This is a genomic window from Cloacibacillus evryensis DSM 19522 (assembly GCF_000585335.1).
GTDB lineage: Bacteria > Synergistota > Synergistia > Synergistales > Synergistaceae > Cloacibacillus > Cloacibacillus evryensis.
Genome location: NZ_KK073872.1, coordinates 2,558,358 through 2,582,188, shown reverse-complemented (window position 1 = coordinate 2,582,188; position 23,831 = coordinate 2,558,358). Strand labels below are relative to the sequence as shown.

22 protein-coding genes are annotated in these 23,831 nt (G+C 55.8%); 15 read left to right on the top strand and 7 right to left on the bottom strand.

What is annotated here, in order from left to right; genetic code table 11:
• Positions 1-34 precede the first annotated feature (34 nt).
• Positions 35-1,738, bottom strand: coding sequence for a dihydroxy-acid dehydratase (gene ilvD / locus CLOEV_RS11580; protein WP_034443879.1), 1,704 nt, complete (start codon positions 1,736-1,738; stop codon positions 35-37).
• Between the two features lie 46 nt (positions 1,739-1,784).
• Positions 1,785-2,798: a proline racemase family protein gene (locus CLOEV_RS11575; RefSeq protein WP_008713085.1), complete on the bottom strand. Its 1,014-nt coding sequence runs from the start codon at positions 2,796-2,798 to the stop codon at positions 1,785-1,787.
• A 232-nt stretch (positions 2,799-3,030) separates the two neighbouring features.
• Between CLOEV_RS11575 and CLOEV_RS11570 the strand changes: the two genes are divergently transcribed.
• The 6 genes from CLOEV_RS11570 (at position 3,031) to CLOEV_RS16895 (ending at position 6,861) form a co-directional block, all read left to right on the top strand.
• Complete coding sequence (locus CLOEV_RS11570; RefSeq protein WP_245591130.1) at positions 3,031-3,696, top strand: helix-turn-helix transcriptional regulator; 666 nt, start codon at positions 3,031-3,033, stop codon at positions 3,694-3,696.
• A gap of 27 nt (positions 3,697-3,723) precedes the next feature.
• Positions 3,724-4,692: an ornithine cyclodeaminase family protein gene (locus tag CLOEV_RS11565; protein ID WP_034443871.1), complete on the top strand. Its 969-nt coding sequence runs from the start codon at positions 3,724-3,726 to the stop codon at positions 4,690-4,692.
• Positions 4,693-5,556: 864 nt separating this feature from the next.
• Complete coding sequence (locus CLOEV_RS16560; protein WP_083829526.1) at positions 5,557-5,748, top strand: helix-turn-helix domain-containing protein; 192 nt, start codon at positions 5,557-5,559, stop codon at positions 5,746-5,748.
• A 41-nt stretch (positions 5,749-5,789) separates the two neighbouring features.
• Positions 5,790-5,981 carry a hypothetical protein gene (locus tag CLOEV_RS16555; protein WP_039916653.1) on the top strand — a complete coding sequence of 64 codons (192 nt, stop codon included), beginning with the start codon at positions 5,790-5,792 and terminating at the stop codon, positions 5,979-5,981.
• Between the two features lie 79 nt (positions 5,982-6,060).
• Positions 6,061-6,267 (top strand): IS3 family transposase, encoded by a 207-nt coding sequence (locus tag CLOEV_RS17555; RefSeq protein WP_425393616.1) that lies wholly within the window; start codon positions 6,061-6,063, stop codon positions 6,265-6,267.
• A gap of 138 nt (positions 6,268-6,405) precedes the next feature.
• Complete coding sequence (locus CLOEV_RS16895) at positions 6,406-6,861, top strand: IS3 family transposase (RefSeq protein ID WP_281172961.1); 456 nt, start codon at positions 6,406-6,408, stop codon at positions 6,859-6,861.
• Between the two features lie 493 nt (positions 6,862-7,354).
• On the opposite strand, the gene CLOEV_RS11555 is transcribed toward CLOEV_RS16895, so the two are convergent.
• Both CLOEV_RS11555 and CLOEV_RS11550 read right to left on the bottom strand, forming a co-directional pair.
• The gene (locus CLOEV_RS11555) at positions 7,355-11,569 is read right to left on the bottom strand and encodes an acyl-CoA dehydratase activase (RefSeq protein WP_034443870.1); all 4,215 of its coding nucleotides are present in this window, start codon (positions 11,567-11,569) and stop codon (positions 7,355-7,357) included.
• A gap of 152 nt (positions 11,570-11,721) precedes the next feature.
• Positions 11,722-12,096 carry a hypothetical protein gene (locus CLOEV_RS11550; RefSeq protein ID WP_008713074.1) on the bottom strand — a complete coding sequence of 125 codons (375 nt, stop codon included), beginning with the start codon at positions 12,094-12,096 and terminating at the stop codon, positions 11,722-11,724.
• 372 nt (positions 12,097-12,468) lie between these two features.
• On the opposite strand from CLOEV_RS11550, the gene hisS reads away from it, so the two are divergent.
• Positions 12,469-13,719 (top strand): histidine--tRNA ligase, encoded by a 1,251-nt coding sequence (gene hisS, locus CLOEV_RS11545; protein ID WP_034445831.1) that lies wholly within the window; start codon positions 12,469-12,471, stop codon positions 13,717-13,719.
• A 35-nt stretch (positions 13,720-13,754) separates the two neighbouring features.
• Positions 13,755-15,542 carry an aspartate--tRNA ligase gene (gene aspS / locus CLOEV_RS11540; RefSeq protein ID WP_034443868.1) on the top strand — a complete coding sequence of 596 codons (1,788 nt, stop codon included), beginning with the start codon at positions 13,755-13,757 and terminating at the stop codon, positions 15,540-15,542.
• Between the two features lie 176 nt (positions 15,543-15,718).
• Here aspS and CLOEV_RS11535 read toward each other — a convergent pair whose 3' ends face one another.
• Together CLOEV_RS11535 and CLOEV_RS11530 are read right to left on the bottom strand one after the other, a co-directional pair.
• Positions 15,719-16,021, bottom strand: a complete 303-nt coding sequence (locus CLOEV_RS11535; RefSeq protein WP_034443866.1) for a type II toxin-antitoxin system RelE/ParE family toxin — start codon at positions 16,019-16,021, stop codon at positions 15,719-15,721.
• Positions 16,014-16,277 (bottom strand): type II toxin-antitoxin system Phd/YefM family antitoxin, encoded by a 264-nt coding sequence (locus CLOEV_RS11530; RefSeq protein ID WP_008713067.1) that lies wholly within the window; start codon positions 16,275-16,277, stop codon positions 16,014-16,016. Before CLOEV_RS11530 ends, CLOEV_RS11535 begins: the two co-directional genes overlap by 8 nt.
• A 199-nt stretch (positions 16,278-16,476) precedes the next feature.
• Here CLOEV_RS11530 and CLOEV_RS11525 point away from each other — a divergent pair, with 199 nt between their 5' ends.
• From CLOEV_RS11525 to msrB, 5 genes are all read left to right on the top strand, one after another.
• Positions 16,477-17,172: a metal-dependent hydrolase gene (locus tag CLOEV_RS11525; protein WP_034443863.1), complete on the top strand. Its 696-nt coding sequence runs from the start codon at positions 16,477-16,479 to the stop codon at positions 17,170-17,172.
• Between the two features lie 12 nt (positions 17,173-17,184).
• Positions 17,185-17,724 (top strand): nitroreductase family protein, encoded by a 540-nt coding sequence (locus tag CLOEV_RS11520; protein WP_008713064.1) that lies wholly within the window; start codon positions 17,185-17,187, stop codon positions 17,722-17,724.
• A gap of 190 nt (positions 17,725-17,914) precedes the next feature.
• Positions 17,915-18,757 (top strand): AraC family ligand binding domain-containing protein, encoded by an 843-nt coding sequence (locus CLOEV_RS11515; RefSeq protein ID WP_034443861.1) that lies wholly within the window; start codon positions 17,915-17,917, stop codon positions 18,755-18,757.
• A 7-nt stretch (positions 18,758-18,764) separates the two neighbouring features.
• The gene (locus CLOEV_RS11510; protein ID WP_008713061.1) at positions 18,765-19,193 is read left to right on the top strand and encodes a DUF2000 domain-containing protein; all 429 of its coding nucleotides are present in this window, start codon (positions 18,765-18,767) and stop codon (positions 19,191-19,193) included.
• 155 nt (positions 19,194-19,348) lie between these two features.
• A complete protein-coding gene (gene msrB / locus CLOEV_RS11505; protein WP_034443859.1) occupies positions 19,349-20,470 on the top strand; it encodes a peptide-methionine (R)-S-oxide reductase MsrB in 1,122 nt (373 codons plus the stop codon).
• A gap of 115 nt (positions 20,471-20,585) precedes the next feature.
• On the opposite strand, the gene CLOEV_RS11500 is transcribed toward msrB, so the two are convergent.
• Positions 20,586-21,509 carry a fumarylacetoacetate hydrolase family protein gene (locus tag CLOEV_RS11500; protein ID WP_008713056.1) on the bottom strand — a complete coding sequence of 308 codons (924 nt, stop codon included), beginning with the start codon at positions 21,507-21,509 and terminating at the stop codon, positions 20,586-20,588.
• 188 nt (positions 21,510-21,697) lie between these two features.
• Here CLOEV_RS11500 and CLOEV_RS11495 point away from each other — a divergent pair, with 188 nt between their 5' ends.
• Positions 21,698-22,630, top strand: coding sequence for a LysR family transcriptional regulator (locus CLOEV_RS11495; protein WP_034443858.1), 933 nt, complete (start codon positions 21,698-21,700; stop codon positions 22,628-22,630).
• Between the two features lie 117 nt (positions 22,631-22,747).
• Positions 22,748-23,725 carry a C-terminal binding protein gene (locus CLOEV_RS11490; protein WP_034443856.1) on the top strand — a complete coding sequence of 326 codons (978 nt, stop codon included), beginning with the start codon at positions 22,748-22,750 and terminating at the stop codon, positions 23,723-23,725.
• Positions 23,726-23,831 lie beyond the last annotated feature (106 nt).

Below are 23,831 nucleotides of genomic sequence, written 5' to 3'. Positions count from 1 at the left end.
ATCGCCGCCCCTCGCCCTATCAACCGCCGGCCGCCTAAAACTCCCGGCGCACCTGCCCCTCGTCCTCCACGCGGTCGTCGATCATCGCGCCTTCGTGGGCCTGGAGCGCGCTCTTCGCGTAGATGCCGAGGATGCCGCGCTCTTTTTTGAGCGGCAGCTTCCATTTCGCAAGGCGTTCTCTGATCACATCATCGGGCAGGTCGAGGTTTACCGTGCGTCCGGGGATATCGATCCTGATGAAGTCTCCATCTTCGACGATCGCGATGACGCCGCCGACGGCGGCTTCGGGGGAGATGTGGCCGATCGCCGCCCCCTCGGTGAAGCCGGAGAAGCGTCCGTCCGTCAGCACAAAGACCTCCTGTCCCATGCCTATTCCTACCAACGCGTCCGTGGTCATCATCATCTCACGCATTCCGGGCGCGCCGCGCGGCCCCTCGTAGCGGATGACGACGACGTCGCCCTTTTTTATGTCTCCAGTCACGACGGCGCGGTGCGCCTCCTCGTCGGAGTTGAAGACGCGCGCCGGTCCCGCGAATTTTCGTATCTTTTCGGAAATCGTCGTCGTGCGGCAGATCGCGCCGTTCGGGGTGATGTTCCCCCTCATGACGGCGATGCCGCCGCTTTTGAAGACGGGGCTTTCAGCCGCTGTCAGCGTCTCATGGTCGGAGGAGCGGCGCAGAGAGGCGATCTCGCCGATGGTGTGCCCCGACACGGTGAGGCATTCCTTATGCAAGTAGTCCCTCATCTCACCAAGGACGGCGGGGACGCCGCCCGCGTTATAAAGGTCGATGACCGTTGCTTTTCCCGTCGGGATGACGCGGCTGATGACGGGGATCGTCTCCGATAATTTGTCAAAATCGTCGAGAGTCAGCTCGACGCCGACCTCGCGCGCGAATGAGAGCAGGTGCAGCACGGCGTTGGTCGAGCCGGCGAGCGCCATCGTGAGGATGACGCCGTTCAAGAGCGCTTCGCGCGTGAGGATGTCCTTCGGCTTCACTCCCTCTTTGACGAGTTCCACGATGCGGCGGCCCGTCTGTGTCGCGAAGCGCTCCTTCTCCGCGTAGACGGCGGGGACGGTCGACGATCCTGGCAGCGCCATGCCTAGCCCCTCGGCCAGTATCTGCATCGTGTTGGCGGTGCCCATCAGCGAGCAGGCTCCGGGGCCGGGACAGACGTGGTCTTCGAGGTAGCGTATCTTTTCGCGCGCCTCGCCGCTCGCGTAGTCGGCGCCGAAGACGAGCTGGTCAAGCTCGCTCATGACGACGCTGCGGCCTCCGCTCTTACATACCTCCTGCGGGCCGCCCGTCAGCATGATGCAGGGGACGCCGGCGCGAATGCCGCCGATGAGGACCCCCGGGATGATGCTGTCGCACGAGGCGAGCAGCACGAGGCCGTCGAGCAGCTGTACGCCGGTCATGATCTCCACCGAGGAGGCGATGACGTCGCGGATGACGAGCTCGTAGCGGAAGTGCGGCATCCCGATCGGCACAGCGCCGCAGGTGGCGATCGTGCCGAATTCAAAGGGCGTGCCGCCCGCCTGTAAAATCCCCGCGCGCACGCGCGCCGCGAGGCGGTCGAGGTGCACGTGGCCGAGCCCAGCGTCGTTCGCGGTGTTCACGATGCCGATCAGCGGCTTGGCCAGGTCTCCGTCGTCATAGCCGCAGCCCTTGTAGATCGCGCGGCGCGACGAGGAGCCCCTGCCGGAAAAAAGTCCCAGTTCCTTGGAGCGGTATGTCATTTGTGCTCAATCCCTTCTATAAATTCATATAAAATTTGACCGGTCCTCAGAGCAGGAAGCCCTCCGGCACGGGGTCGGCCGGGTCGAGGACGAACTTGTTGAAGCCCGTTATCCAGGCGGGGCCCGCGACCTTCGGGATTATCGCCTCGTAACCGCTCTCGGTGACGGCGGCCAGCGGCGTGCCCTCGAACTTTGTGTCGATGATGCTTGCGGCTTGGAATTTTTCTCCGATATCAAGTTCTTTGCGCGAGACCAGCAGCGCCATCCGCGCCGAGGTCCCGGTGCCGCAGGGGGAGCGGTCCACCGAACCGTCGGCGAAGACGCAGATGTGCCGGCTCCGGCAGCCATATTCCGTCCTTTCGACAGGCGAGGTGATGAGCACGCCGTAGATGCCGTTGATCTCCTGCTTCTCCGGGTGGCGGATCTCGAGGTTGGCGTTTGCCCAGCGCTTCATCTCCATCGCGCGTGCGACGAGCGCCGCCGTCTGCTCCGGCAGCACGCGCAGCCCGAGCTTTTCCTCCTCGATGAAGATGTAAAAAGCGCCGCCGTAGACGACCGCCGCCTCCACCGCGCCGGTCCCTTCCACCGGTATCGTCACGCTCTCTTTATATACGAAGGCCGGGACGTTGGTGAAGGCGACGTGCTCGACGTGTCCGTCTCTTACGGTCGCCTCCGCGGTGATGCGTCCGGCCGGAGCGTCTATCCTGATCGTGTTTTCTCCCTCGCGCAGGTCGAGCAGCCCCGTCTCGGCGGCGGCCTTCACCGTGCCGATCGTTCCGTGGCCGCACATGGTGCTCATCCCCTCGTTGTGCATGAAGAGGATGCCGAGGTCGGCGTCGTCGGTCACAGGCGGCACCAGCACCGCGCCGAACATGTCCTTATGGCCGCGCGGCTCCTTGAGTAGCATACAGCGGATATTGTCATAATGGCTCGCGAAATATTCCATCTTTTCCAGCATCGTCCGTCCCTCGACCTTCGGGATGCCGGAGGTGACGACGCGTATCGGCTCGCCAGCGGTGTGGGCGTCGATGGCGTCGATAGTTCTCGTAAAATTCATCATGAAGGTGTTGCCCCCCTTTTCTGCCTCTTGATAATTTTATACGTTATTAACAATATTTTGTCAATTATATCATGACACGGGAAATTAAGAGGGTTTTTCGTCTTGGAACACGGGCTGAATAATGCAGATAATTCAAGGAATCATCGGCATTAACATTTTTTTTGCGAAAAGAGAAAAAATATTGTCATTAACAATTTTTTTATGATAGAATAGACTAAAATGGGGGCGACGGATGATGAACAAACATAAAACGCCCGCGGAACTGCTGCCCTATAAGGGCCTGGTGGCGGGACTGGGAGAGATACTCGGAAAAGACTGCGAGATATTGCTGCACGACGTCTCAAATCCGGAACGCTCGATCATCGCCTGCGCCAACGCCCATGTGAGCGGCCGCGGCGTCGGTTCGCCGATGACCGATTTTGGGCTGCGGATGCTGAAAGATCCCGAATACCGCAAACTGACTGGCATCTATAACTATCGGGCGAGGACCGACGACGGCAGGCTGCTCAAATGCGGCGTCTGTTTTATCAGAGACTCTTTGGGGGAAGTGATCGGCTTTCTCTGCATCAACATGGATATCACGAAAATCAGCGCCGCGCGCGAGGCGCTTGACGAATTTTTCCGTATAGACCCCGCCAACGCCGGCGTGCCCGAGTACCGCGAGCATTTTTCAAAGGATGTCGACGACGTCGTCTCCGGCTCGATCGCGGCGATCAAAAAAGAGTGGGGCGGCGACCTATCCGCGCTGCCGCGCTCCGACAAGGTGAAGGTGGTGGCTCGCCTCGACGGGATGGGCTTCTTTCTCGTCAAAGGGGCGATGGAACGTCTCTCGGAAGAGATGAAAAAGAGCAAATTCACGCTCTATGCCTATCTGAGATCGGTGCATTCCAAAGAATAAATATCCTTAAAAGAGGAGTGGTTGATATTGCTGGTACTTAATGAAAAAACGCTCGTTGAGACCGTAGACCTTGAAGAATTGATCGGTAGGATGGAACAGACGATGCTCTTCGCGGATGAGGGGAACTTTGCGATGCCGCTGCGCTCCAGCGTTTCGCTTAACGGAGGCGACTCTCTCATGCTCATGCCCTGCGTGACGCCCGATGCCTGGGGCTGCAAACTGCTCACCCTGCGTCCGGGAAACCCGCAAAAGGGGCTGCCCTTCATCAACGGCGCGGTGATGCTCTTTGACGCGAATACCGGAGGCCCGAAGGCTCTGCTCGAGGGCAAGATGGTGACGGCGCTCCGCACCGGGGCCGTCGGCGGCGCGGGAATCAAAAACACGGCGCGCGCCGATATCGGCTCTCTCGGGCTTGTCGGCACGGGCGCGCAGGGTTTCTGGCAGGCACAGTTCGGCTGCGCCGCGCGCAAGGGCGTCAAAGAGGTATGGATATACGACGCGCTGACGGAAAAGCTTGCACCCTTCGCGGAAAAGCTGCGGGCGGCGCTGCCCGGCGTGACGGTGAAGATCGCGGCAAGCGCCGCCGAGCTGCTTGAAAAGACGGAGGCGGTGATGACGGCGACGCCCTCCAGAAGCCCGCTCTTCCCCGACGACGAAAAGCTGCTCGCGGGACACGCCTTCACCGGCATCGGCTCCTATCTGCCGGAGATGAGGGAATACCCCGACGCCCTCTTCCGGCTCACGGGCGGCGACGTCTACGTAGACACGCCCCACGCGCTCGACGAAACGGGCGACCTCATAACGCCGCTGGAAAACGGCGCGCTCAGGCGCGAAAACATCCACACGCTCGCGGAGCTGATCGGCGGCAAACGTAAAACGGAGAGCGATACCACCTTTTTCAAATCGGTCGGCATGGCGCTCTTCGACATCGCGGCGGCGGACTATCTCTGCGAAAAGGCGGCGCAGAAGGGACTTGGGCAGAAAGTGGAGTTCTAAGGAACCGCTGATCAATTCACTTTGCCATATAAAGCCTAACGCATCGTCCGCTGATCACGGCCGGAGAGCCGAAATCAGCGGTTCCCTAACTGCCGCTAAGGACAAGATATGACACGGCTTTGATGTAAATAAAAGATCAGCGTTTTTTACCGGCGACCGAGGCCCGGTTCCCGATAGGGGGCCGGGCTGTTTGCTTTTCTCTCAAGAGGTACTTCACGCTGGAATTGCAATATTTCCGCTTGACATATTAACTGCAACTTTTATAATTACATTTAGTCTCAATAAATAAAAAATTTATCGACGAAGGGAGTTGCGGGGTATGAAAAAATAATAGCGGGGGCGCTGATACTCGCCGGCTGGGCGTTTTATATCTCCTATATATCTCGGTACCAGGCCAATTGCAGTTATGACCAGCCGCAGTCAGGCGTCGTCGCGCCAAGCTCCTGACGTCCGAGGTAAAAATGCCGCCGGGCCGGCGGCTCACGGTTTGTAAAATAAGCGGTACGGTTGCCGGGCCCCTGGTCAAGCCCGGGTGCCTGCATGACAAGATAAATCGGCGTTTATAAGCGCGATTTGCGTCATAACTTAGGGCTCTGGCGTCCTCGCCGTATTAATATACGGCTCCGGTTCCAGAGCCCAAAGTTATTTAGCAACTCGCACTTCTAAACGCCGATTTACGCGATTGGAAGGGAACGATAAACTGCGATTTAGCGGGCGCTCGCAAAAAACAATTTATCGATATTCAGCGATTTTAATTTATGCCTTTAAAGGCCCCCTCGGGATGAACAGCATCCCGAAAATCGGACAGCCAAATAAAGCCCCTGGATTATAATAAAACTAAATACATATAAAGGGGGCTCTTCTATGCGTAAACGTAAAACAGAAGAAAGAATAAAAGCAATTGAGATGCACAAACAGGGAATTCCACGAAGGCGGATTGCTGAAGAACTTGGTGTTAGTCATGATTCTGTTAAAACATGGATATCTTTATATAAGAGCGGACAGAAGGACTTACTGGATGATACAAGGAAAAAAGAACCTACAGCAAGGCTGTAAAACTTGAAGCTGTTTCGGCTCATTTAGAAGAGGGACGTACTATGGTAGATGTTACCTCATCTTTTAACATTTCAAGTCCCTCTCTTTTAAGACGATGGTGTAAGGAATTTATCGAACAAGGGGATATTTCTAGTTCAAAACAAGACTGTCCAGATAAGAAATTGGAAGTTACAAATAGCATAGAAAAGATTAAAGAGCTGGAAATGCAGGTCGATGTATTAAAAAAGCCTTAGAGCTGCAAAGGTGGTGATAGAAAGAAATATTAAATACAGAATCATTTTTGAATTTTCAACAAAACATTCTGTCTGTGTAATGTGTAGATTTTTGTCCGTATCTCGTTCGACATACTACAGTTGGCTAAAGCGGCGTGGAATGGAAGATAAAGACGGTCCTCTCATAGAAGCAATAAGAACGGGACAGAATATCAACAAAAACACTTATGGGTACAGGCGAATGACTCTGTGGCTCAACAACTTCATTGGCATTCATGTAAACAATAAGAGGGAAGGCGTGTTATGAAAAAAGCGGGACTTCAAGCGGAAATAAGAAAAAGAAAAAGTTTAAAGTGATGTCAGGAAATATCCACAGCTATGAGAATATCCTGAACAGAGAATTTCGTTCCGACAGACCAAACCAGAAACTGGTTACTGATATCACATATATACGAACAAAAAGGGTAATATATTCCTCTCCATGATAAAAGATCTCTTTGATAATTCCATACAGGGATATCAAATCAGTCGTAATAATAATATTAAGTTAGTAAGCGATACATTGAAGAAAGCATTTGAAAATAATAATAAGGTGGTCGCTGATGGACCAATCCTCCACAGCGACCAGGGGTTTCAATATACAAGCCATGCATATTTCAACCTGACACAAAGATACGGACTCAAGGTCTCGATGTCAAGGAAAGGAAATTGTTTGGATAATGCCTGTGCAGAAAACTTCTTTAGTCACATTAAATCAGAACTCGTCAACCGAGTAAAATGGGAGAACTACGAGGAGGCCAAAGATGCTATAGACGAATATATAAGGTATTATAATAACGACAGGATACAGATAAAATTGAAAAAGGCTCCGATGCAATATCGAAGTCTCTTTATTGAATAAATTTTTGATACCCTTGGGAGCTTTTATAGCGTTGTCCGGTTTGCGGGACTCTGTTCACCCGAGGGGGCTGGCTCGGCGGTGTTTTTCCGCCGAGACTGGAGGAGTTTTGACCTTGGGTTTTGTTTTAATTCAGACCAGAAAAACAAAACCCAAAGTCAACCCTCCTCCACCGGCTTCGCCGGAGCCCCCTCGGAGAGGGAGCCAAAGGTCTTAGATAAATCGGCGTTTATACGCAGTGAACCAAAACGCCGGTTTTGCGTTTTGTGTGAATCGCGTAGTTTGTTCACCAGACGTGCCGGATGCTAAATAACTTTGGGGTCTGCGCCCGGAGCCGTATATTAATACGGCGATTGCAAGGCAATGTTCCCCGCCATTGGCGGGGAACTCTTTCAAATTATCCATATTGCCGCAGCATGCGGGTGCGTTTGCCGCAGGACCGCAGACCCCGAAGTTATGACGCAGACGGTGCGTATAAACGCCGATTTACGCCGATTTACCGGGCGGTAGCCATAAGAAGCTTGATCCTGTTCAACTGGTTCGTCGTACTGACGCTCGCGTCATAGTCGAGCGGCAGGATGTTCGCTCCTTTGAAGCGGCGCTTAAGCTCCTTGATGACGCCCTTGCCGGTGATGTGATTGGGCAGGCAGGCGAAGGGCTGGACGCAAAGAACGTTGTTGACCCCTCCCTCGATCAGCGCCATCATCTCCGCGGTGAGCAGCCAGCCCTCTCCGGCCTGGTTCGCCTGCGATACGACGGTGCCGCCGAGCTTCGCCAGCTCCTCTATGTTGTGGAGTTCTCCGAAGCGCGTGCCCCTCAGAGCCTCGGCGATCGGAGCCTTTATCTTGTCCAGCACCCACATTCCGGCCTCGCCGACGGCGCGCGGCCATAAGCCTCCCGCGAGGTGCCTGTTGGCATAGACAGGGTCAAAGAGACAGTAGGAGAGGAAGTTGCCCATATCCGGCACCACGGCCTCGCCGCCCTCATCCTCTATCAGCTCGATGAGGCGTTCGTTGGCGTTGGCGTGATATTTGACGAGGATCTCGCCCGTAATGCCGACGCGTGGACGCTTGACGTTCTCTATCGGCAGCGCGGCGAAGTCGCGCGTCATCTCCCTGACGTCCCTTTTAAAGCGGAACCAGCTTCCCCCGCGGATATTCTCCTTTATGCGCTCCACCCATATATCATGGAGCCTCGCGCTCGCGCCCTTCTCGGTTTCGTAGGGGCGCGTGCGCAGCAGCAGCCGCATCAGCAGATCGCCGTAGAAGAGTCCGAGCATAGCGCGCCAGCCGATGCGCGTCGGAAGTTCGAACCTTTCTGCCTCTCCCTCTTTCTGGCGGTTGAGCGCCACCACGCGCACCTGCGGAAAACCGGCGGAATCCAGAGCTCCCCGCAGGAGATGTATATAGTTGCTCGCGCGGCAGGCGCCGCCGGTCTGGGCGTAGAGGCAGTCCGTCCTCTCCGGGTCGTAGAGGCCGCTTTTCAGCGCTTCGATGAACTGGCCGACGACCATCATCGCGGGATAGCAGACGTCGTTGTTGACGTAACGCAGCCCAAGCTCCACCGTCTCGCGCGTTCCCTCCGGCAGGACCTTGAAGTTTGTGCCGCTGCCCTCGAAGGCCGTTTCCAGGAACTGAAAATGAAAGGGCGAAAGCGGCGGGCAGAGCAGGGTCCTTCCCTCGTGATGGACGGCGGGACGCGGTTTTTTCACGGAAGATTCAGTATATGCCCCCTCGTCGCTGCGTTCGGTCTTCATCGCCGCGAGCAGCGAGCGTATCCTGATCTTGACCGCGCCGTTGTTTTTTCCCTCGTCGATCTTTATCAGCGTGTGGAGCTTGCCGTGGCGCGTAAGGATCTCCGCCGTCTGCTCCGCGCTGATGGCGTCCAGTCCGCAGCCGAAGGAGTTGAACTGTACCAGCTCCACATTTTTGAAGCCCGGGTGTCTCGCCGTCACCATCGCCGCGCGGTAGAGGCGGGAGTGGTATACCCACTGGTCGACGGCCCCCACCTCGTCGCGTTCATCAAGCTCGCCGGCGAGGCCGCAGACGGAGTCTTCTGTGAATAACGTCACGCCGTAGCTGTTTATCAGCTCGGGGATGCCGTGATTGACCTCAGGCGAAAGGTGGTATGGATGTCCCGCAAGCACGATGCCGATCCCGCCGTGTTCGTTGAGGTAGGCGAGCGCCTCCCTGCCGAATTTCGTCACGTCGGACTTATAGGCGGCGCGCGCCGCCTCTGCCAGCCTGGCGGCGCGGCGCAGCTCGCCCCTGGCGACGCCGAAAGCGGCAAGCGCGCCGGCGAGCGTCTTTACCAGCGCCTCCTCGTTTTCGATGGCGAGCGCGGGCTGGATGAAATTCACGCCTTCGTCGTGCAGGCGGTCGATGTTGAGCCTCGCGACGTCGGGATAACCGGTGACGACGGGGCAGTTGTAGTCGTTCTGCGCCTCGGAGAACTCACTTTTCTCATGGAGGATGAGCGGATAGAAGATATTCTTCACGCCGCGCTCCAGCAGGTCCGTTATATGGCGGTGTACAAGCTTCGCGGGGTAGCAGACCGTCTGCGAGGGGATCGTCTCTATGCCGAGGTTTTCGTCGGGAGCCTTCGCGGAGAGTTCCACGCGGAAGCCGAGCTCAGTAAAGAGCGTGAACCAGAATGGGTAATTCTCGTAAATGTTGAGCACGCGCGGGATGCCGATAACGCCGCGCGGCGCTTCCTCGGCCGGCAGCGGCCGGTAGTGGTCGAAGAGCCTCTTATACTTCTTCTCAAAGAGGTTCGGCGGCAGCGGTCCCCGCTCTTCGGCGGAGCCGCCGCGCTCGCAGCGGTTGCCAGAGACGTACTTCCGCCCGTCGGGAAAGCGCGTCAGTGTCAGCAGGCATTTGTTGCCGCAGCCGCCGCAGTTCTGCGTGGACACTGTCGTTTTGAAGCCGTTCAGCGCCTCCGCGTCAAGCAGCGAGCTCTTTTCTCCCCGCCTCTCTCTGGCGATCAGCGCCGCTCCGAAGGCTCCCATCAGCTCCGAGATGTCGGGGCGCACCACTTCGCGTCCCGTGACGATCTCAAAGGCGCGCAGCAGCGCGTCGTTCCTGAAGGTCCCTCCCTGCACGACGATGCGGCTGCCGAGTTCCGCGGGGTCCTTTATCTTCAGCACCTTATAAAGCGCGTTTTTGACGACGGAATAGACGAGCCCGGCGGAGATGTCCCGTACCGGAGCCCCTTCTTTCTGCGCCTGGCGCACGCGGGAATTCATGAACACCGTGCAGCGGGAACCGAGGTCGACGGGGGAGGCCGATTCCTCGGCGGCGCGGGCGAATTCCGCCATCTCCATATTCAGCGACTTCGCGAAGCTCTGAAGGAAAGAGCCGCAGCCGGAGGAGCAGGCTTCGTTAAGGAAGACTCCGCTGATTATGCCGTCCTTGATGCGCAGGCATTTCATATCCTGCCCGCCGATGTCGATCACGAAGTCGGCTCCGGGTAGGACGAAGCCGGCGGCTTTCGCGTGCGCCACTGTTTCCACTTCGCCGGTATCCACGCCGAAGGCGGCTTTTATCAGTTTTTCGCCGTACCCCGTCACGCCGCTGCCCGCGATCCTGATTCCCTCCGGCATCAGCGAATAGAGTTCCGACAGCGTTTCCCGCACCGTCTGGAGGGGGTCGCCGACGCCGGTCAGCCTGTACCGCGAAAACAGCAGTTCTCCTTCGCTGCCGATGAGGACCATCTTCGTCGTTGTGGAGCCGACATCTATCCCGAGGAATGCCTCGCCCTGATAATCACGCATCTCGACGCGCCTGGCGCGGCAGGCCGAATGCCTTTCACGGAAGGAGTCGAGTTCTCCCCTGTTCATAAAGAGCGGGCGCAGTTTCGAGCCCCGCTCTTCGCGATGAGAGATGAAGAAATCCTCCGCGCGCCTTTGCAGCACGGAGGCATCCACCGCGCCCTGCATCTTGGCGCTGATCGCCGCGCCCATAGCCACGAAAAGGTGCGGGTTCTGCGGAAAGATGCACTGCTCCAGCGGCAGGCGCAGCGTCTCCGTGAAACGGTTTCTCAGCTCCGAGAGGAAATAGAGCGGCCCGCCGAGAAAGGCGACCCGCCCCGCGATCCTCCTGCCGCAGGCGAGGCCGCTTATCGTCTGGTTTACGATAGCCTGAAATATCGAGGCCGCGACGTCCTCGCGCGAGGCGCCGTCGTTCAGCAGCGCCTGCACGTCCGTTTTGGCGAAGACGCCGCAGCGCGAGGCGACCGGATAGATCGTCTTATGCCCCTTGGCGAGTTCGTTGAGCCCCGCGGCGTCCGTGCCGAAGAGGGAGGCCATCTGGTCGAGGAAGGCCCCGGTGCCTCCGGCGCAGGTCTCGTTCATGCGCTGCTCGGCTCCCGCTTCGTCAAAAAATGTTATCTTTGAATCCTCGCCGCCAAGCTCTATGCAGACGTCGACGCCCGAAAGAAAACGCGTGATGCTCGCCGTACAGGCGATCTGTTCCTGTGTAAAGGGCACGTCCATGCCCCGCGCGATCTCCAGAGCGCCAGAACCCGCCATCGCAAGCGTGAGCTTCGCCTCGGAGAAACTTTCCCTTATATCGCTGACAAGTCTCTCCACCGCCGTTCGTATATCGGCAAAGTGCCTGCTGTAGCGGTAAAATACGATTTTGTCATATTTATCAAGGACGACAGCCTTTGCCGTAGTTGAGCCTATGTCGAGTCCCGCGTGAAGAAGTTCCATCGCTGTTCCCCCCTGATCGTTGTAGATAAAGATGCCGCGGCGGCGAACCGCCCTCCGGCGGCCGCAGCTTTTTGATAACACGGCCCTCCGCGCCCCCGCGGGCGCGGCTCAATAAAAAAGACTCAGGTATTTAGATAAAAGGGGGATAGAGGCTATTTCCTTGCGACCATATCGGAAGAAGGCTGTGATTCCTGTTCGTCGCCGATAAATACATCCCAGAGGGCCCGGCTGCTCGTGCGTTCGGCAGCAAGGTTGAGCCCTTCGGAAAAGGCTTCGGAGAGGGTCCTGGGCACGGGGTCCGTTTTGACGGAGAGCGGAGCGAAACGCGTCTCCGCCGTGCGCGGAGAGAGCGTTGTGGAAGAGATGCTCTTCATCGCCTCCATCACGTAGATGCTGCCCGGGTCCTGGAGGCTGGAGACCGACGGTCCCTCATAGGCGAGCAGTAAAAACGTCTGTACAATGATGTAGAAGGCCGTCACCGTCATGGCGCAGAAATACTTCTTATGCAAACCGCAAACATATCCCATGAGACCGCCTCCTTTACTCCTAATAGAGTATCATATTTTAATAAAAATGGCATATTCCTATTTATAATAAAGATATCTTCTCCGCAATATCGGTAAAGTACGCAACTTTGCGAGGTCCTTGTGAAGCTGGTTTTCCCGCCGCGCGGCCGCGCGCTGAAGGCGGCGTTCGCCGTCCCGCGGGAGGGAGCGGGAAACGGCAGTCGGATAAAGGTCAAAAAATTTTCCTATTTTGTCTTGTCTTGCAATATACTTATGAAGTATTATATTCATTTGAATAACGGAATTATTTTTTCCGAAGGGCGAGACGCGGTTTTTATCTCCGCGCGGGCGAGCCCTGTTCGTCAATCAAAAACTTACCGGGAGGCGGTTGGGATGGAAGCAGTCAAGGCGCCGCGTGGAACAAGAGACATACTTGGGGACGAGTCTTGGAAATGGGCCTATGTAACGCAGATATGCCGCAATGTTGCGGATGATTATGGATATAGAGAGGTACATCTTCCGATCTTCGAGCATACAGAGCTCTTCTGCCGCGGAGTCGGCGAGACGACGGACGTCGTCGAGAAGGAGATGTACACCTTCACGGATAAGGGCGGACGCAGCATCACCCTGCGCCCCGAACTGACCGCTTCGATGGTGCGCTCATACCTTGAAAATGAGATGAATAAGGGCACGCAGCCCGCGAAGCTCTGGAGCATCGGCCCGATGTTCCGCTACGAGCGCCCGCAGAAGGGGCGCTACCGTCAGTTCGTACAGCTCGACATCGAGGCGCTCGGCGCGCAGGACGCCTTTGTTGACCTGGAAGTGATCGACTTCTCGATGGAGCTCTACCGCCGGCTCGGCCTCTCGAATCTGCAGGTGGTGCTGAACTCGGTCGGCTGCCCTAAGTGCCGCCCCGTCTACCGCAAGGCGCTGCAGGATTATCTGCGCGGACGTTATGACGAACTCTGCGACACCTGCAAGAGCCGCTTCGACCGCAACCCGCTGCGTATCCTCGACTGCAAGAGCCCGATCTGCAAGGAGATCACGGAGGGCGCTCCTTCGGTGATGGACCACCTCTGCGACGAGTGCAAGGATCATTTTGAACAGCTTCGGCGCGGCCTCGACAAGATCGGCGCGGTGGTGAAGCACGACAAGCGCCTCGTGCGCGGCCTTGATTATTATACAAAGACGGCCTATGAGATACTCTCCGGCGACCTGGGGTCGCAGAACGCCGTCTGCGGCGGCGGCCGTTACGACAACCTAGCCGAAGCGATCGGCGGCCCGCATGTGCCGGGCGTCGGCTTCGCCTCGGGAATCGAGCGCGTCATCCTCACGATGGAGGCGCAGGGCTGCGGCTTCGGACGGAAACCTGAGAACAAGGTCTACGTCGTCGCCGCCGAACCGGACGCGCGCCTTGAGGCGATGGACCTGATGCGCACGCTGCGCATGAACCGCATCTCGGCCGATATGGATTATATGGCCAGGGCGATGAAGGGGCAGATGAAGACGGCGGGAAATTCGGCGGAATACGCCTGCATCCTCGGCATGAGCGAGATCGAGAAGGGCGTCGTGACCGTGAAGAACCTCAAAGAGGGCGTGCAGGAAGAGCTGACGGTCGAGCAGGTCATAAACAAATTAAAGTAGTCAAACGTATATTTCAGAATAAAGAGGGATAACCGATGGACCGACATTATGACGCCTCGTGGCAGAGGACCATGTACTGTGGTGCTCCGCGCCTTGAGGACGCAGGAAAAAAGACTGTACTTAACGGATGGCTCAGGTGCCGCCGCGACCTTGGCGGGATCATTTTTATCGAGCTGTGGGACAAGACCGGCGTAACGCAGGTGGTATTCAACCCCGAACTGAACGCCGAGGCGCACGGGCGCGCTGGGGCCCTGCGCAGCGAGTACGTGCTCGCGGTAAAGGGCATGCTGCGCCGCCGCCCCGAGGGCACGGAGAATCCCGATCTCGCGACGGGCGCCGTCGAGCTCCTTGTAGACGACTTCATCGTCCTCGCGCCGGCGAAGCTGATACCCTTTGAGCTGGACAACGCCGACAGCGTCAACGAAGACCTGCGCATGAAGTACCGTTATCTCGACCTGCGCCGCGAGTCGATGCAGGCCAACCTCAGGACGCGTCACGATGTGACGCGCTATACGCGCAACTATTTCGGCGACAACGGCTTTATCGAGGTCGAGACGCCGATGCTCACGAAATCGACGCCAGAGGGCGCGCGCGACTATCTTGTGCCGAGCCGCGTCAACCCCGGCAAATTTTACGCTCTGCCGCAGTCGCCGCAGCTCTTTAAACAGCTGCTGATGGTCAGCGGCTGTGACCGCTATATGCAGATAGTCAAGTGCTTCCGCGACGAGGACCTGCGCGCCGACCGGCAGCCGGAGTTCACGCAGATCGACCTCGAGATGAGCTTCATCACCGAAGAGGATATCATGACGCTCGTTGAGAACTACCTCGCGGGGCTCTTCAAAGAGATCATGGGCGTGGATGTCGAAACGCCCTTCCTGCGCATGACGTGGGACGAGGCGATGAACAAATACGGCATCGACAAGCCTGACCTGCGCATCCAGATGGAGATGGCTGCCCTTGAAGAGGTATTCGCCGGCGGCGAAAATCCCTTCGCGGCGCTGGTCGAAAAGGGCGGCACGATCAAGGGGCTGCGTCTGCCCGGCGGCGCGTCGCTGTCGCGCAAGGAGCTTTCGGACCTTGAGGGCCGCGCAAAGGCGCTGGGCGCGAAGGGCATGGCGAACTTCCAGGTCAAAGAGGGCGAGCTCAAGGGACCGCTCGTGAAGTTCCTCGACGAGGGACGCATCGCGAAGCTCAAAGAGCTTTCCGGCATTGAAAACGGCGACGCGCTCTTTATCATGGCCGACGGAAACTGGCGTCGGGCCTGCGAGATATTGGGGCAGATCCGCCTTGAGCTCGGACGCGAGCGCGGCCTGGTTGAAGAGAGCTTCCGCTTCCTCTGGGTGACTGAATTCCCGCTCTTTGAGTGGGACGAGGAGACGGGGCGCTACACCGCCGTCCATCATCCCTTTACCGCGCCGATGAACGAGGATATGGAATACCTGCTCAGCGAACCGGGCAAAGTGCGTTCGCGCGCCTACGACGTCGTCCTCAACGGCACGGAGCTCGGCGGCGGCTCGATAAGGATACACAACCCCGAAATGCAGCAGAAGGCATTCCAGGCGCTCAACTTCACGCCCGAGGCGGCTAAGGAGCGTTTCGGCTTCCTGCTCGAGGGCTTGAGCTACGGCACGCCGCCGCACGGCGGACTGGCGATCGGCCTTGACCGCCTTGTGATGCTGATGACGGGAAGCAAGTCGATCCGCGACGTCATGGCCTTCCCGAAGAACCAGAAGGCCCAGTGCCCGATGACGGACGCCCCCTCCGAGGTCGAGACAAAACAGCTCGACGAACTCTCGATCAAGACGGTCGCGCCGCTCGTGTAAAATCAAGATATAGAAGAAAATGGCGGACGCCGCATCAACGCGGCGTCCGCTTATTGTTGAGGCAAAAATACCGCCTCCCTGCAGCGGGGGCTGCTCAATGTTTCCATCAAAAAATCGGCGCGTTCGCCTTGATCCCGAGGATATTTCTATCGGAACCGTCGTTCTTCATACATTGGTTAAAACAGCCCCGGATAATCGCGCCTGCCGTCAAGTATCCGATGAATGAATACTGTGTCCTTCTCCGCTTTGTAAAATATAAGATATTTTCCGATCGAAAGATAGCGAAAGCCCATCGCGGAGATTTTTTCGTCAGGTATTTTCGGTCCCCTATAAGGAAGAGTTGAAAGTTCTTTGGCGCGTGTGATGATCAGCGCGTGCAGCTCCTTGGCTGCCTCTTTATTCTCTGTCGCTATATAGATGGTTATTTCCTCTAAGTCAGACAGTGCGGCCTCCAGGAAGCGTACCTCGAAGCTACCCATCGATCAGCTCTTTTAAACGCTTGCTTACTTCATCAACGGAATAGCTCCTGCATCCGGCAAGTCGTTCTGCCTCACTGCGCAGCAGCTTATCCCGCAGATCGAGCATTGCCTCACGCTTTGTGTAATGCTCAATGCTCATCACCACGAGGTCTCCCTCGCCGTTTTTGGTTAGAAAGACCGGAGAGTCCTCTTTTTTGCAGAGCTCGGCGATCTCATTGTATTCGTTGCGCAGAGCGGTAGATGGTTTTATAAACATTCTATCATCTCCCTATCATAATTATATTAATATTATATACTAAAAAATTGTCATGTGGCGCGGCAGCCAAATTCAGTAAAGGACGCATCACGCTAAAGGCCCTATCGGCAAATATACCATATTTGTTTTTTACTGATATATATTATAATAGTTAAATAAGAGCGGTTAAAAATAAATTTAGTGCATGGAGGTATAAGTAATGCCAAAACTTCGTTATCTTGGACACAGCGCATTCTGCATCGAGGGCACGGGACTTAAGGGGCTCATCGATCCTTTTCTTACAGGCAACCCCAAAGCGGCGGCGAAGGCTGCCGATTTTACCGATATCAACGCGATATTCCTCACCCACACCCACGGGGACCATCTCGGCGACACGGTCGAGATAGCCCTGCGGACCGGCGCGACGGTCTATACCTGCAACGAGACGGCGGCCTGGCTATCAGCTAAGGGCGTAAAGACCGAGGGGATGCACATCGGAGGACGCGCCCGGTTCCCCTTCGGCAAGGTCAAACTCACTCCCGCGTGGCATGGCGACCCCATCATCGAGGATGGACAGGTTCGCTACGGCGGCATCGCGTGCGGCTTTGTCATTGAAGTGGACGGAAAAAAGGTCTACCATTCGGGAGACACTGGGCTGACGATGGAAATGAAGCTGCTTGAGGCGGAAAAGATCGATGTCGCCTGCCTGCCGATCGGCGGCTATTTCACGATGGATATTGACGACGCGGCGCGCGCCGTCGATTTTATCCATCCGATCAAGGCGGTCCCGATGCATTATGACACCTTCCCGAAGATACAGGCCGACCCCGAAGCCTTTGCGATGGCTGTCGCCGAGGCCGATCTGCTCGGAACGGAGATCGTGATACTGTCTCCCGGCCAGATGCTGGAGTTTTAAGGAGGCCTGTCGATGAAAAATTTTTATGAACTTGCGCAAAGCCGCCAGAGTTGCCGAAGCTTCAAAGACAAGGCGGTCGACGGCGAGTTGCTAGTGCGCTGCGTGAAGGCGGCCTCGCTCGCGCCTTCGGCCTGCAACAGCCAGCCATGGAAGTTCGTCGTCGTCACGAACGATGACAAGAAGAGAGAGCTTTCAAAGCTGACGCAGGAGATCGGCCTCAATAAGTGGACTGAGTCGGCCCCGGCCTTCATCGTCGTCGTCGAGGAGGCGGAGCCGATATTGATGCCTCGCGTCGTCGAACATTATGGGACGAAGCGTTTCTCCGAGGGCGACGTCGGCATGGCGACGGCCTTCCTTCTTCTCGAAGCGACGGAACAGGGACTCGGTTGCTGCATAATCGGCACCTACAGCGACGCCGAGGTCAAGGCGCTCTTCGGATTGCCCGCGGGCGACACGGTGCGCGCGATCGTGGCGGTCGGATATCCGGCGGATGAGACGCCGCGCCCGAAGAGCCGCAAAGACGTGAGCGAGATCACGACGCTGGTCGGTTGACAGAGTACGGCGGTCCGCACGAGTACAATGTTTGAACCGGGGAGGGGAGTTTTCCCCTCTCTTTTTTGTTTGCCCTCAAAACTGCCGGCTAAGCCGGTGATTTTGACCGGGCCGCGCGAAGGTGTAATATCCTTCAAGAAAGGCGGTACAAAGCGTGATAGTATGACAGGCGCGGGGAGGTATGCGGATCATGACAGCCGAAAGGGAAGAGCGCCTCGTCTATTACGACGGCGATCTTGAGATAGAAGCGTATAGGCTCAGCGGGGTGGTACAGAAATTCCCGAATCACTTTCACGACTGTTACGTCATCGGGGTGATGATGGGAGGCCGGCGGCGCCTCTGGTGCCGGGGGGCCGAATATGAGCTGGCGGCGGGAGATATCGTTCTCTTCAATCCGCGCGACAACCATTACTGTTCGCCGATAGACGAAGAACCTTTGGATTACCGCGCCGTGAATATAACGCCGGAGGTAATGTCCGGGCTCCTGCGCGAGACGGCGGCCGGCACGGAAAAGCTGTGCTTTGCGAAAAACGTGCTCTTTCGGAGCGATATCGCCCAGCCGTTGGCATCGCTTTACGACGCCGTAGCGGCCCGCTCTCCGAGGATGGAGCGTGAAGAGGCTCTCTTTTTACTGCTTGAGCAGCTCGTTGAGGAATGTACCGTGATCAAGCGTGAGCGAAGCGGCGGCGATGAACGGGTGAGGCTGGCCTGCGGTTATATGGAAGAGCATTTCGCGGAGAATATCGCGCTTGAAGAGCTCACGGCGCTGACTGGGTATGGCAAATCCTACCTTATACGCTCGTTTACAAAAGAAACAGGGCTTTCCCCATATCGTTACCTGCAAACAGTGCGGCTCGGCATGTCCAAAAAATTTCTTGAGCGGGGCGTGCCGCCGATAGAGTCTGCGGCTATGGCCGGTTTCGCCGATCAGAGCCACTTCACCAATTTTTTTAAAGAGTTTACCGGGGTGACGCCCAAGCAGTATCAGCGGATATTTGACGTCGACGCCGCCTCGTCAAAAAGAGAGGTATGATCGAACTATGGCAATGGAGATCCTGAACGAAAAATGTGTGATGGTGATAGACGAGGAGCTGCCCTTGGGGCTGATAGCGAACACGGCGGGGATCATCGGCATCACTCTGGGAAAACACCGGCCGGAGGCTGTCGGCGGCGACGTGTTTGACAAGAGCGGGCGGACACACCGCGGCGTCATCGAGTTCCCCGTGCCGATACTGCGGGCGGGCAAAGAAAAGCTCCGCGCGATAAGGACGCGGCTCTATGAGCCCGAATTTTCCGAACTGCTGACGGTGGACTTCTCCGATGTCGCCCAGAGCTGCAAGAATTACGGCGAGTATATAGAAAGATCCGCGTCCGTGGAAGAGCGCGAACTCAGCTATCTGGGGATCGGCATATGCGGCGCGAGAAAACTTGTCAACAAACTGACCGGAGACCTCCCTCTTTTAAGATAACGCCGCCGGGCAAAAATACCGCGATCTTTTCAGCCCCGAAACGGCGTCCGTTCGCGCGCTTGCTCCGGCTTTCCGTCTTTTAGCCTTTCTTATCATAGTTGCTGGTGCTACAATAATATTGTAAAATAATAACTATTATGATTAAGAAGGGCTGCATGAGAAAACCGGTAATAAAAATTTTATTATTTTCGTTAATATTCCTTGCCGCGGCGGCGGCTTTTGCGCTGCACGGCGCCGGAGTCATGGGCGATAATAGAAAAAATAATGCAGAGGAGGCGCGGATGGCGATGGCTGACGATCCGACATATGCCAAAAAAGAGGGCGAAGATGTCATTTACCTTGCCGGCGGTTGTTTCTGGGGGCTGGAGAAATATATGGAGGGCATCCCCGGGGTGCTTGACGCCGTATCCGGCTACGCGAACGGCAAAATAGGCGAGCGGGTGAGCTACGAACAGGTTTGCGCCGGCGGCACCGGCTATAAAGAGACGGTGCGCGTCGTCTATGACCCAAAGCGGGTGTCGCTTGAGACGTTGCTCTTCGCCTTCTTCAAGATCATCGACCCAGGTGTTGAGAACCGCCAGGGGAACGACGTCGGCACACAATATCAGACGGGGATATTCTATGCCGATGCCGCCTCCGAAGCCGTCGTCAGGCGTGTCGCCGCCATTGAAAAGGGCCGCGCCGAGGACGGTTTCCATGTGCTCATCGAGCCGCTGGCGGTTTTTCATGAGGCCGAGGAATACCATCAGGACTATCTTACAAAACATCCAAACGGTTACTGCCACATATCACGGGAAGAGATGGATGAGGCGAAAAAGATAAAGGTCGACGCGGGGCTCTATCGGAAATCCGCCGCGGACGAATTGAAGAAAAGGCTGACGGAGCGGCAGTTTGCGGTCACGCAGAGAAACGCCACCGAGCCTCCCTTCGACAACGAATACTACGACAACGAAGAACGCGGCATCTACGTCGATGTCGTCACGGGCGAACCCCTATTCTCTTCTAAAGACAAATACGCCAGCTCCTGCGGCTGGCCGGCCTTCACGAAGGGCATCGACGACGGCGCGATGGTCCGCAAAGAGGACGCCTCCTACGGGATGCGCCGCACCGAAGTGCGCAGCCGCGCCGGGGATTCGCACCTCGGCCACGTCTTTACCGGCGACCGCGAATCGCCGAACGGCGTGCGCTACTGCATCAACAGCGCCGCGCTGCGCTTCATCCCCTATGAGGAGATGGACAAAGAGGGGTACGGAGAATTTAAAAAGTACGTGGAATAGATAAAGGCAAGCTTTAATTCCATTAGATAAAAATACTAAACGGGCCTCCGTCTTTTATATGCAAAGGGGAGGCCTGTTTTGCGCGTTATCCTTCGGCGTATGCGGAAAAAGATATCTAAGCTCTTTTTTCCTTCGCCACGGGGCATGTTATGGGAACGAAACCGTCTATCTCGGTGGTAACGGTATCCCCGTCGGAGACGATCGCGCCTTTGGGCGTCCCTGTCGAGATCACGTCGCCCGGCATCCACTTCATGATTTCAGAATGGAATGAAACGAGGTAATCCGGCGTGAACATCATGTTGCCAACATAATCCTCCGCTTCAAGCCTGCCGTTATGGATCGTTCTGACCTTGAGCTTCATGACATCGTCGATTTCATCAGGCGTTATAAGCACGGGGCCGAAGGCGAAATGAGAATCATAGCTTTTTGAGATACAGAGCTTGCGCAGGCCTTTATGGAATACGTCGATCACAGTGGATTCTATTGATGTGGTAAATCCGGCGACGTAATCCAGCCAGTTCTCTTTTTCTATATTTTTGCCCTCTTTGCCGATAACTACGACAAGCTCGGCCTCTCCGTCTACCTCTTTCGCATAATCGCCGGCTCCGTCCACCTCTTTCGGGAGGAAGGGAATGATGATTTTTTCTCCCGTTCCGATTATTGACGTCGGCGGCTTGTAAAAACTGCCGGGAAGGTCTGTCGCCGCGGTATCGTTGATCGTGGCCGCCTCCGCCTGATAATTGAGTCCGATACAGAATATTTTGCCCGGATTGCGATATAATGGCCCGTATTCGACCCTGTCGAAAGGAACCGTTATCTCTGCCGCTTTTTCCAATTCTTCTCTTCCGCCGGATAGGTACCACTCATTGATCCTCGGTATCTCCCCATTGCAGATCATCGAAAAAAGATCCGTGCTCCAATATGTTTTTTGAGTCTCATTGATAGACTTGACGGGGACGGCGCCGTTTTTCGTCAGAACGGCGGCTGTCTCTCCCACCGCGATATCGCCGGCGTAAGTTTTAATGGTTGCGAACCTCATGATTTATCAGCCTTTCTCGAACAGGATGAGCTTTTGATTTACAAACGCATACTACCTTTTGCCGTTGGCGCCGTCAAAGACCTAAAATTTAATATTATCATTATCAAATTGTAATGAGGGCATGAGATACCGCCTGTGATAGAATCATCAATAGACGCTGGAATATTTATCTGGAAAGGGGATTTATTATGGCGATCGTCAATAAGAACCCTGAATACTTTCTAACGATTGCTAAGGAGGGCAATATATCTAAGGCAGCCGAGATATTGTATGTCTCGCAGTCATATTTGAGCCAGTATATTTCCAAGCTTGAGAGCTCCTTTGACGTCAAGTTATTTGACCGCTCGAAGGTGCCGATAGAATTGACCGAGGCTGGAAGGATATATTACAACTACCTTCAGGCCAGCAACCAGCTGTATTCTAAGCTTACCTCTGATTTTGACGCCTTGAACCGCGAGCGGGCAAATACGCTTAATCTCGGCATTCCTCCGTGGCGCGGGGCGACGATGCTGCCGGAGATACTCCCCATCTTTGCGGCGAAAAATAAAAACGTTCAGATCAACCTCCATGAATACTCCGCGCGTCAGCTCTATGACCTCATAGAAAAAAATATCGTCGAAGTGGCGATAATGAACGTTTCCCTGGATGAGCACGACATAGTGAGCACAGAACTCTTAAAGTACGAAAAAATATTGCTTATTGCGAATAAAAATAACCTGTGGGCGAAAAGGCTGAGAGAGACAGAGGCACGAAATGAAAGAGTAGATATAAACGTTCTCTCCGACGAATGCTTCATCCTCATGAAAGAGGGGATGGCGTGTGCGGAATGGATATATAAATATCTGGAAAAGATACATTTTTCTCCCGCAAGGCGCATCATTACGTCAAGCAAAGCGACGGCGTGCAATCTGGTGGCGCAGGATATGGGTTTTTCCTTCATGCCTGACGGAGGTCTTAACTGGTCCGCCGGCACTAAAAATTTGGAATGCTTCGACCTCCGGACGGATGATCTCATCGCTCCGCTCGCGGCCGTATATAAAAAGGACGCCTACCTCTCCAGCGTGGCCCGTAAATTCATCGACATTGTAAAAGAATATTACGCAAACGAGGTCATGATATAATAACCCGCTAATACCTTGTATAAAAAACACGTCTTTGACTGTGATAAATGTGGTGTATTACAATTTCATCTTAGAAAATTAAGTTTTTATAATGTTTTTTAGAAAGGAATGGTGAGAATGGCTAAGTATAAGGTGTTCGTAACGGATACTTTGTGGCCTGACCTTGAAATTGAAAGAAAGATACTTGCCGAAGCCGACGCGGAAATATTTCTCGCCGCCGGCGGTACTCCGAAAGAGATCTGCATGGAGGGAATGGACTGCGACGCCGTTATCGTAAATCAGAATCCGATGACGCGGGAAAACCTTGCCATACTTGAAAAATGTAAAATCCTTGTCCGGCTCGGCGTCGGCGTCAATGAAGTGGACGTCGCGGCGGCCACGGATCAGGGGATCATCGTCTGCAATGTACCCGACTACTGTCAGAGCGAAACCGCTGACCATACGATGGCGCTCGTTCTTGGCATTTCGAGAAAGATGCACATATTGTCAAATCAGACGAAAAACGGCGGCTGGGACTCATCCGTCGCCTCGAACGTGCCGCGCAACTACGGCAAAATATTCGCGATACTGGGCTGCGGCAACACGGGGCGCATGGTCGCGGAGAGGGCCCAGGCCTTTGGCATGAGAGTCATCGCCCATGATCCGTATATCCCGGATTCGATCTTCAAGTCGAACGACATTAAAAAATACGACAGCGTGGAAGAGCTTCTCCGCGCAGCGGATTTTGTTTCACTTCACCTGCCGCTCACGCCAAACACCGAGGAAATAATCAACGCGAAGACTCTCGCGTATATGAAGCCTACCGCCTACCTCATAAACATTTCACGCGGCGGATTGATAAACGAGGATGATCTTTACGACGCACTGATCAATGAGCGCATCGCGGGAGCGGGGCTTGACGTGCTCTGTAAAGAGCCCCCGGTCGGCATCAACAAACTGGCGGCCCTGCAAAATGTGATCGTGACCCCCCGCGCCGCGTGGATATCAGAAGAGGCGCTGCCTGAACTGCGCACCAAGTCGGCGCAGGAGATCGCGCTGTTCTTCAAAGGTCAAACGCCGTGCTACGTCGTCAATAAAACGCTTCTGGCGGAGTAAAAAAACGGCATGGAAGGCGCGGCGCGGCGGCGCAGGCACTGCCTTTGCCGTGCGTCCGGCGCGCGTCGTCGTAAGCAAATACGGCATTACAAATCACTAATATAAA

Excerpts from the sequence above, each read along its gene's own strand:
- CLOEV_RS11515 (WP_034443861.1), top strand. The coding sequence starts at position 17,915 with ATGACAGCCGAAAGGGAAGAGCGCCTCGTCTATTACGACGGCGATCTT.
- CLOEV_RS16560 (WP_083829526.1), top strand. The coding sequence starts at position 5,557 with ATGCGTAAACGTAAAACAGAAGAAAGAATAAAAGCAATTGAGATGCAC.
- CLOEV_RS11490 (WP_034443856.1), top strand. The coding sequence starts at position 22,748 with ATGGCTAAGTATAAGGTGTTCGTAACGGATACTTTGTGGCCTGACCTT.
- CLOEV_RS11520 (WP_008713064.1), top strand. The coding sequence starts at position 17,185 with ATGAAAAATTTTTATGAACTTGCGCAAAGCCGCCAGAGTTGCCGAAGC.
- CLOEV_RS11510 (WP_008713061.1), top strand. The coding sequence starts at position 18,765 with ATGGCAATGGAGATCCTGAACGAAAAATGTGTGATGGTGATAGACGAG.
- hisS (WP_034445831.1), top strand. The coding sequence starts at position 12,469 with ATGGAAGCAGTCAAGGCGCCGCGTGGAACAAGAGACATACTTGGGGAC.
- CLOEV_RS11570 (WP_245591130.1), top strand. The coding sequence starts at position 3,031 with ATGATGAACAAACATAAAACGCCCGCGGAACTGCTGCCCTATAAGGGC.
- CLOEV_RS11535 (WP_034443866.1), bottom strand. The coding sequence starts at position 16,021 with ATGGGTAGCTTCGAGGTACGCTTCCTGGAGGCCGCACTGTCTGACTTA.
- CLOEV_RS11500 (WP_008713056.1), bottom strand. The coding sequence starts at position 21,509 with ATGAGGTTCGCAACCATTAAAACTTACGCCGGCGATATCGCGGTGGGA.
- CLOEV_RS11495 (WP_034443858.1), top strand. The coding sequence starts at position 21,698 with ATGGCGATCGTCAATAAGAACCCTGAATACTTTCTAACGATTGCTAAG.
- CLOEV_RS17555 (WP_425393616.1), top strand. The coding sequence starts at position 6,061 with ATGTGTAGATTTTTGTCCGTATCTCGTTCGACATACTACAGTTGGCTA.
- CLOEV_RS11550 (WP_008713074.1), bottom strand. The coding sequence starts at position 12,096 with ATGGGATATGTTTGCGGTTTGCATAAGAAGTATTTCTGCGCCATGACG.
- aspS (WP_034443868.1), top strand. The coding sequence starts at position 13,755 with ATGGACCGACATTATGACGCCTCGTGGCAGAGGACCATGTACTGTGGT.
- CLOEV_RS11525 (WP_034443863.1), top strand. The coding sequence starts at position 16,477 with ATGCCAAAACTTCGTTATCTTGGACACAGCGCATTCTGCATCGAGGGC.
- CLOEV_RS11530 (WP_008713067.1), bottom strand. The coding sequence starts at position 16,277 with ATGTTTATAAAACCATCTACCGCTCTGCGCAACGAATACAATGAGATC.
- CLOEV_RS16555 (WP_039916653.1), top strand. The coding sequence starts at position 5,790 with ATGGTAGATGTTACCTCATCTTTTAACATTTCAAGTCCCTCTCTTTTA.
- CLOEV_RS11575 (WP_008713085.1), bottom strand. The coding sequence starts at position 2,798 with ATGATGAATTTTACGAGAACTATCGACGCCATCGACGCCCACACCGCT.
- ilvD (WP_034443879.1), bottom strand. The coding sequence starts at position 1,738 with ATGACATACCGCTCCAAGGAACTGGGACTTTTTTCCGGCAGGGGCTCC.
- msrB (WP_034443859.1), top strand. The coding sequence starts at position 19,349 with ATGAGAAAACCGGTAATAAAAATTTTATTATTTTCGTTAATATTCCTT.
- CLOEV_RS11555 (WP_034443870.1), bottom strand. The coding sequence starts at position 11,569 with ATGGAACTTCTTCACGCGGGACTCGACATAGGCTCAACTACGGCAAAG.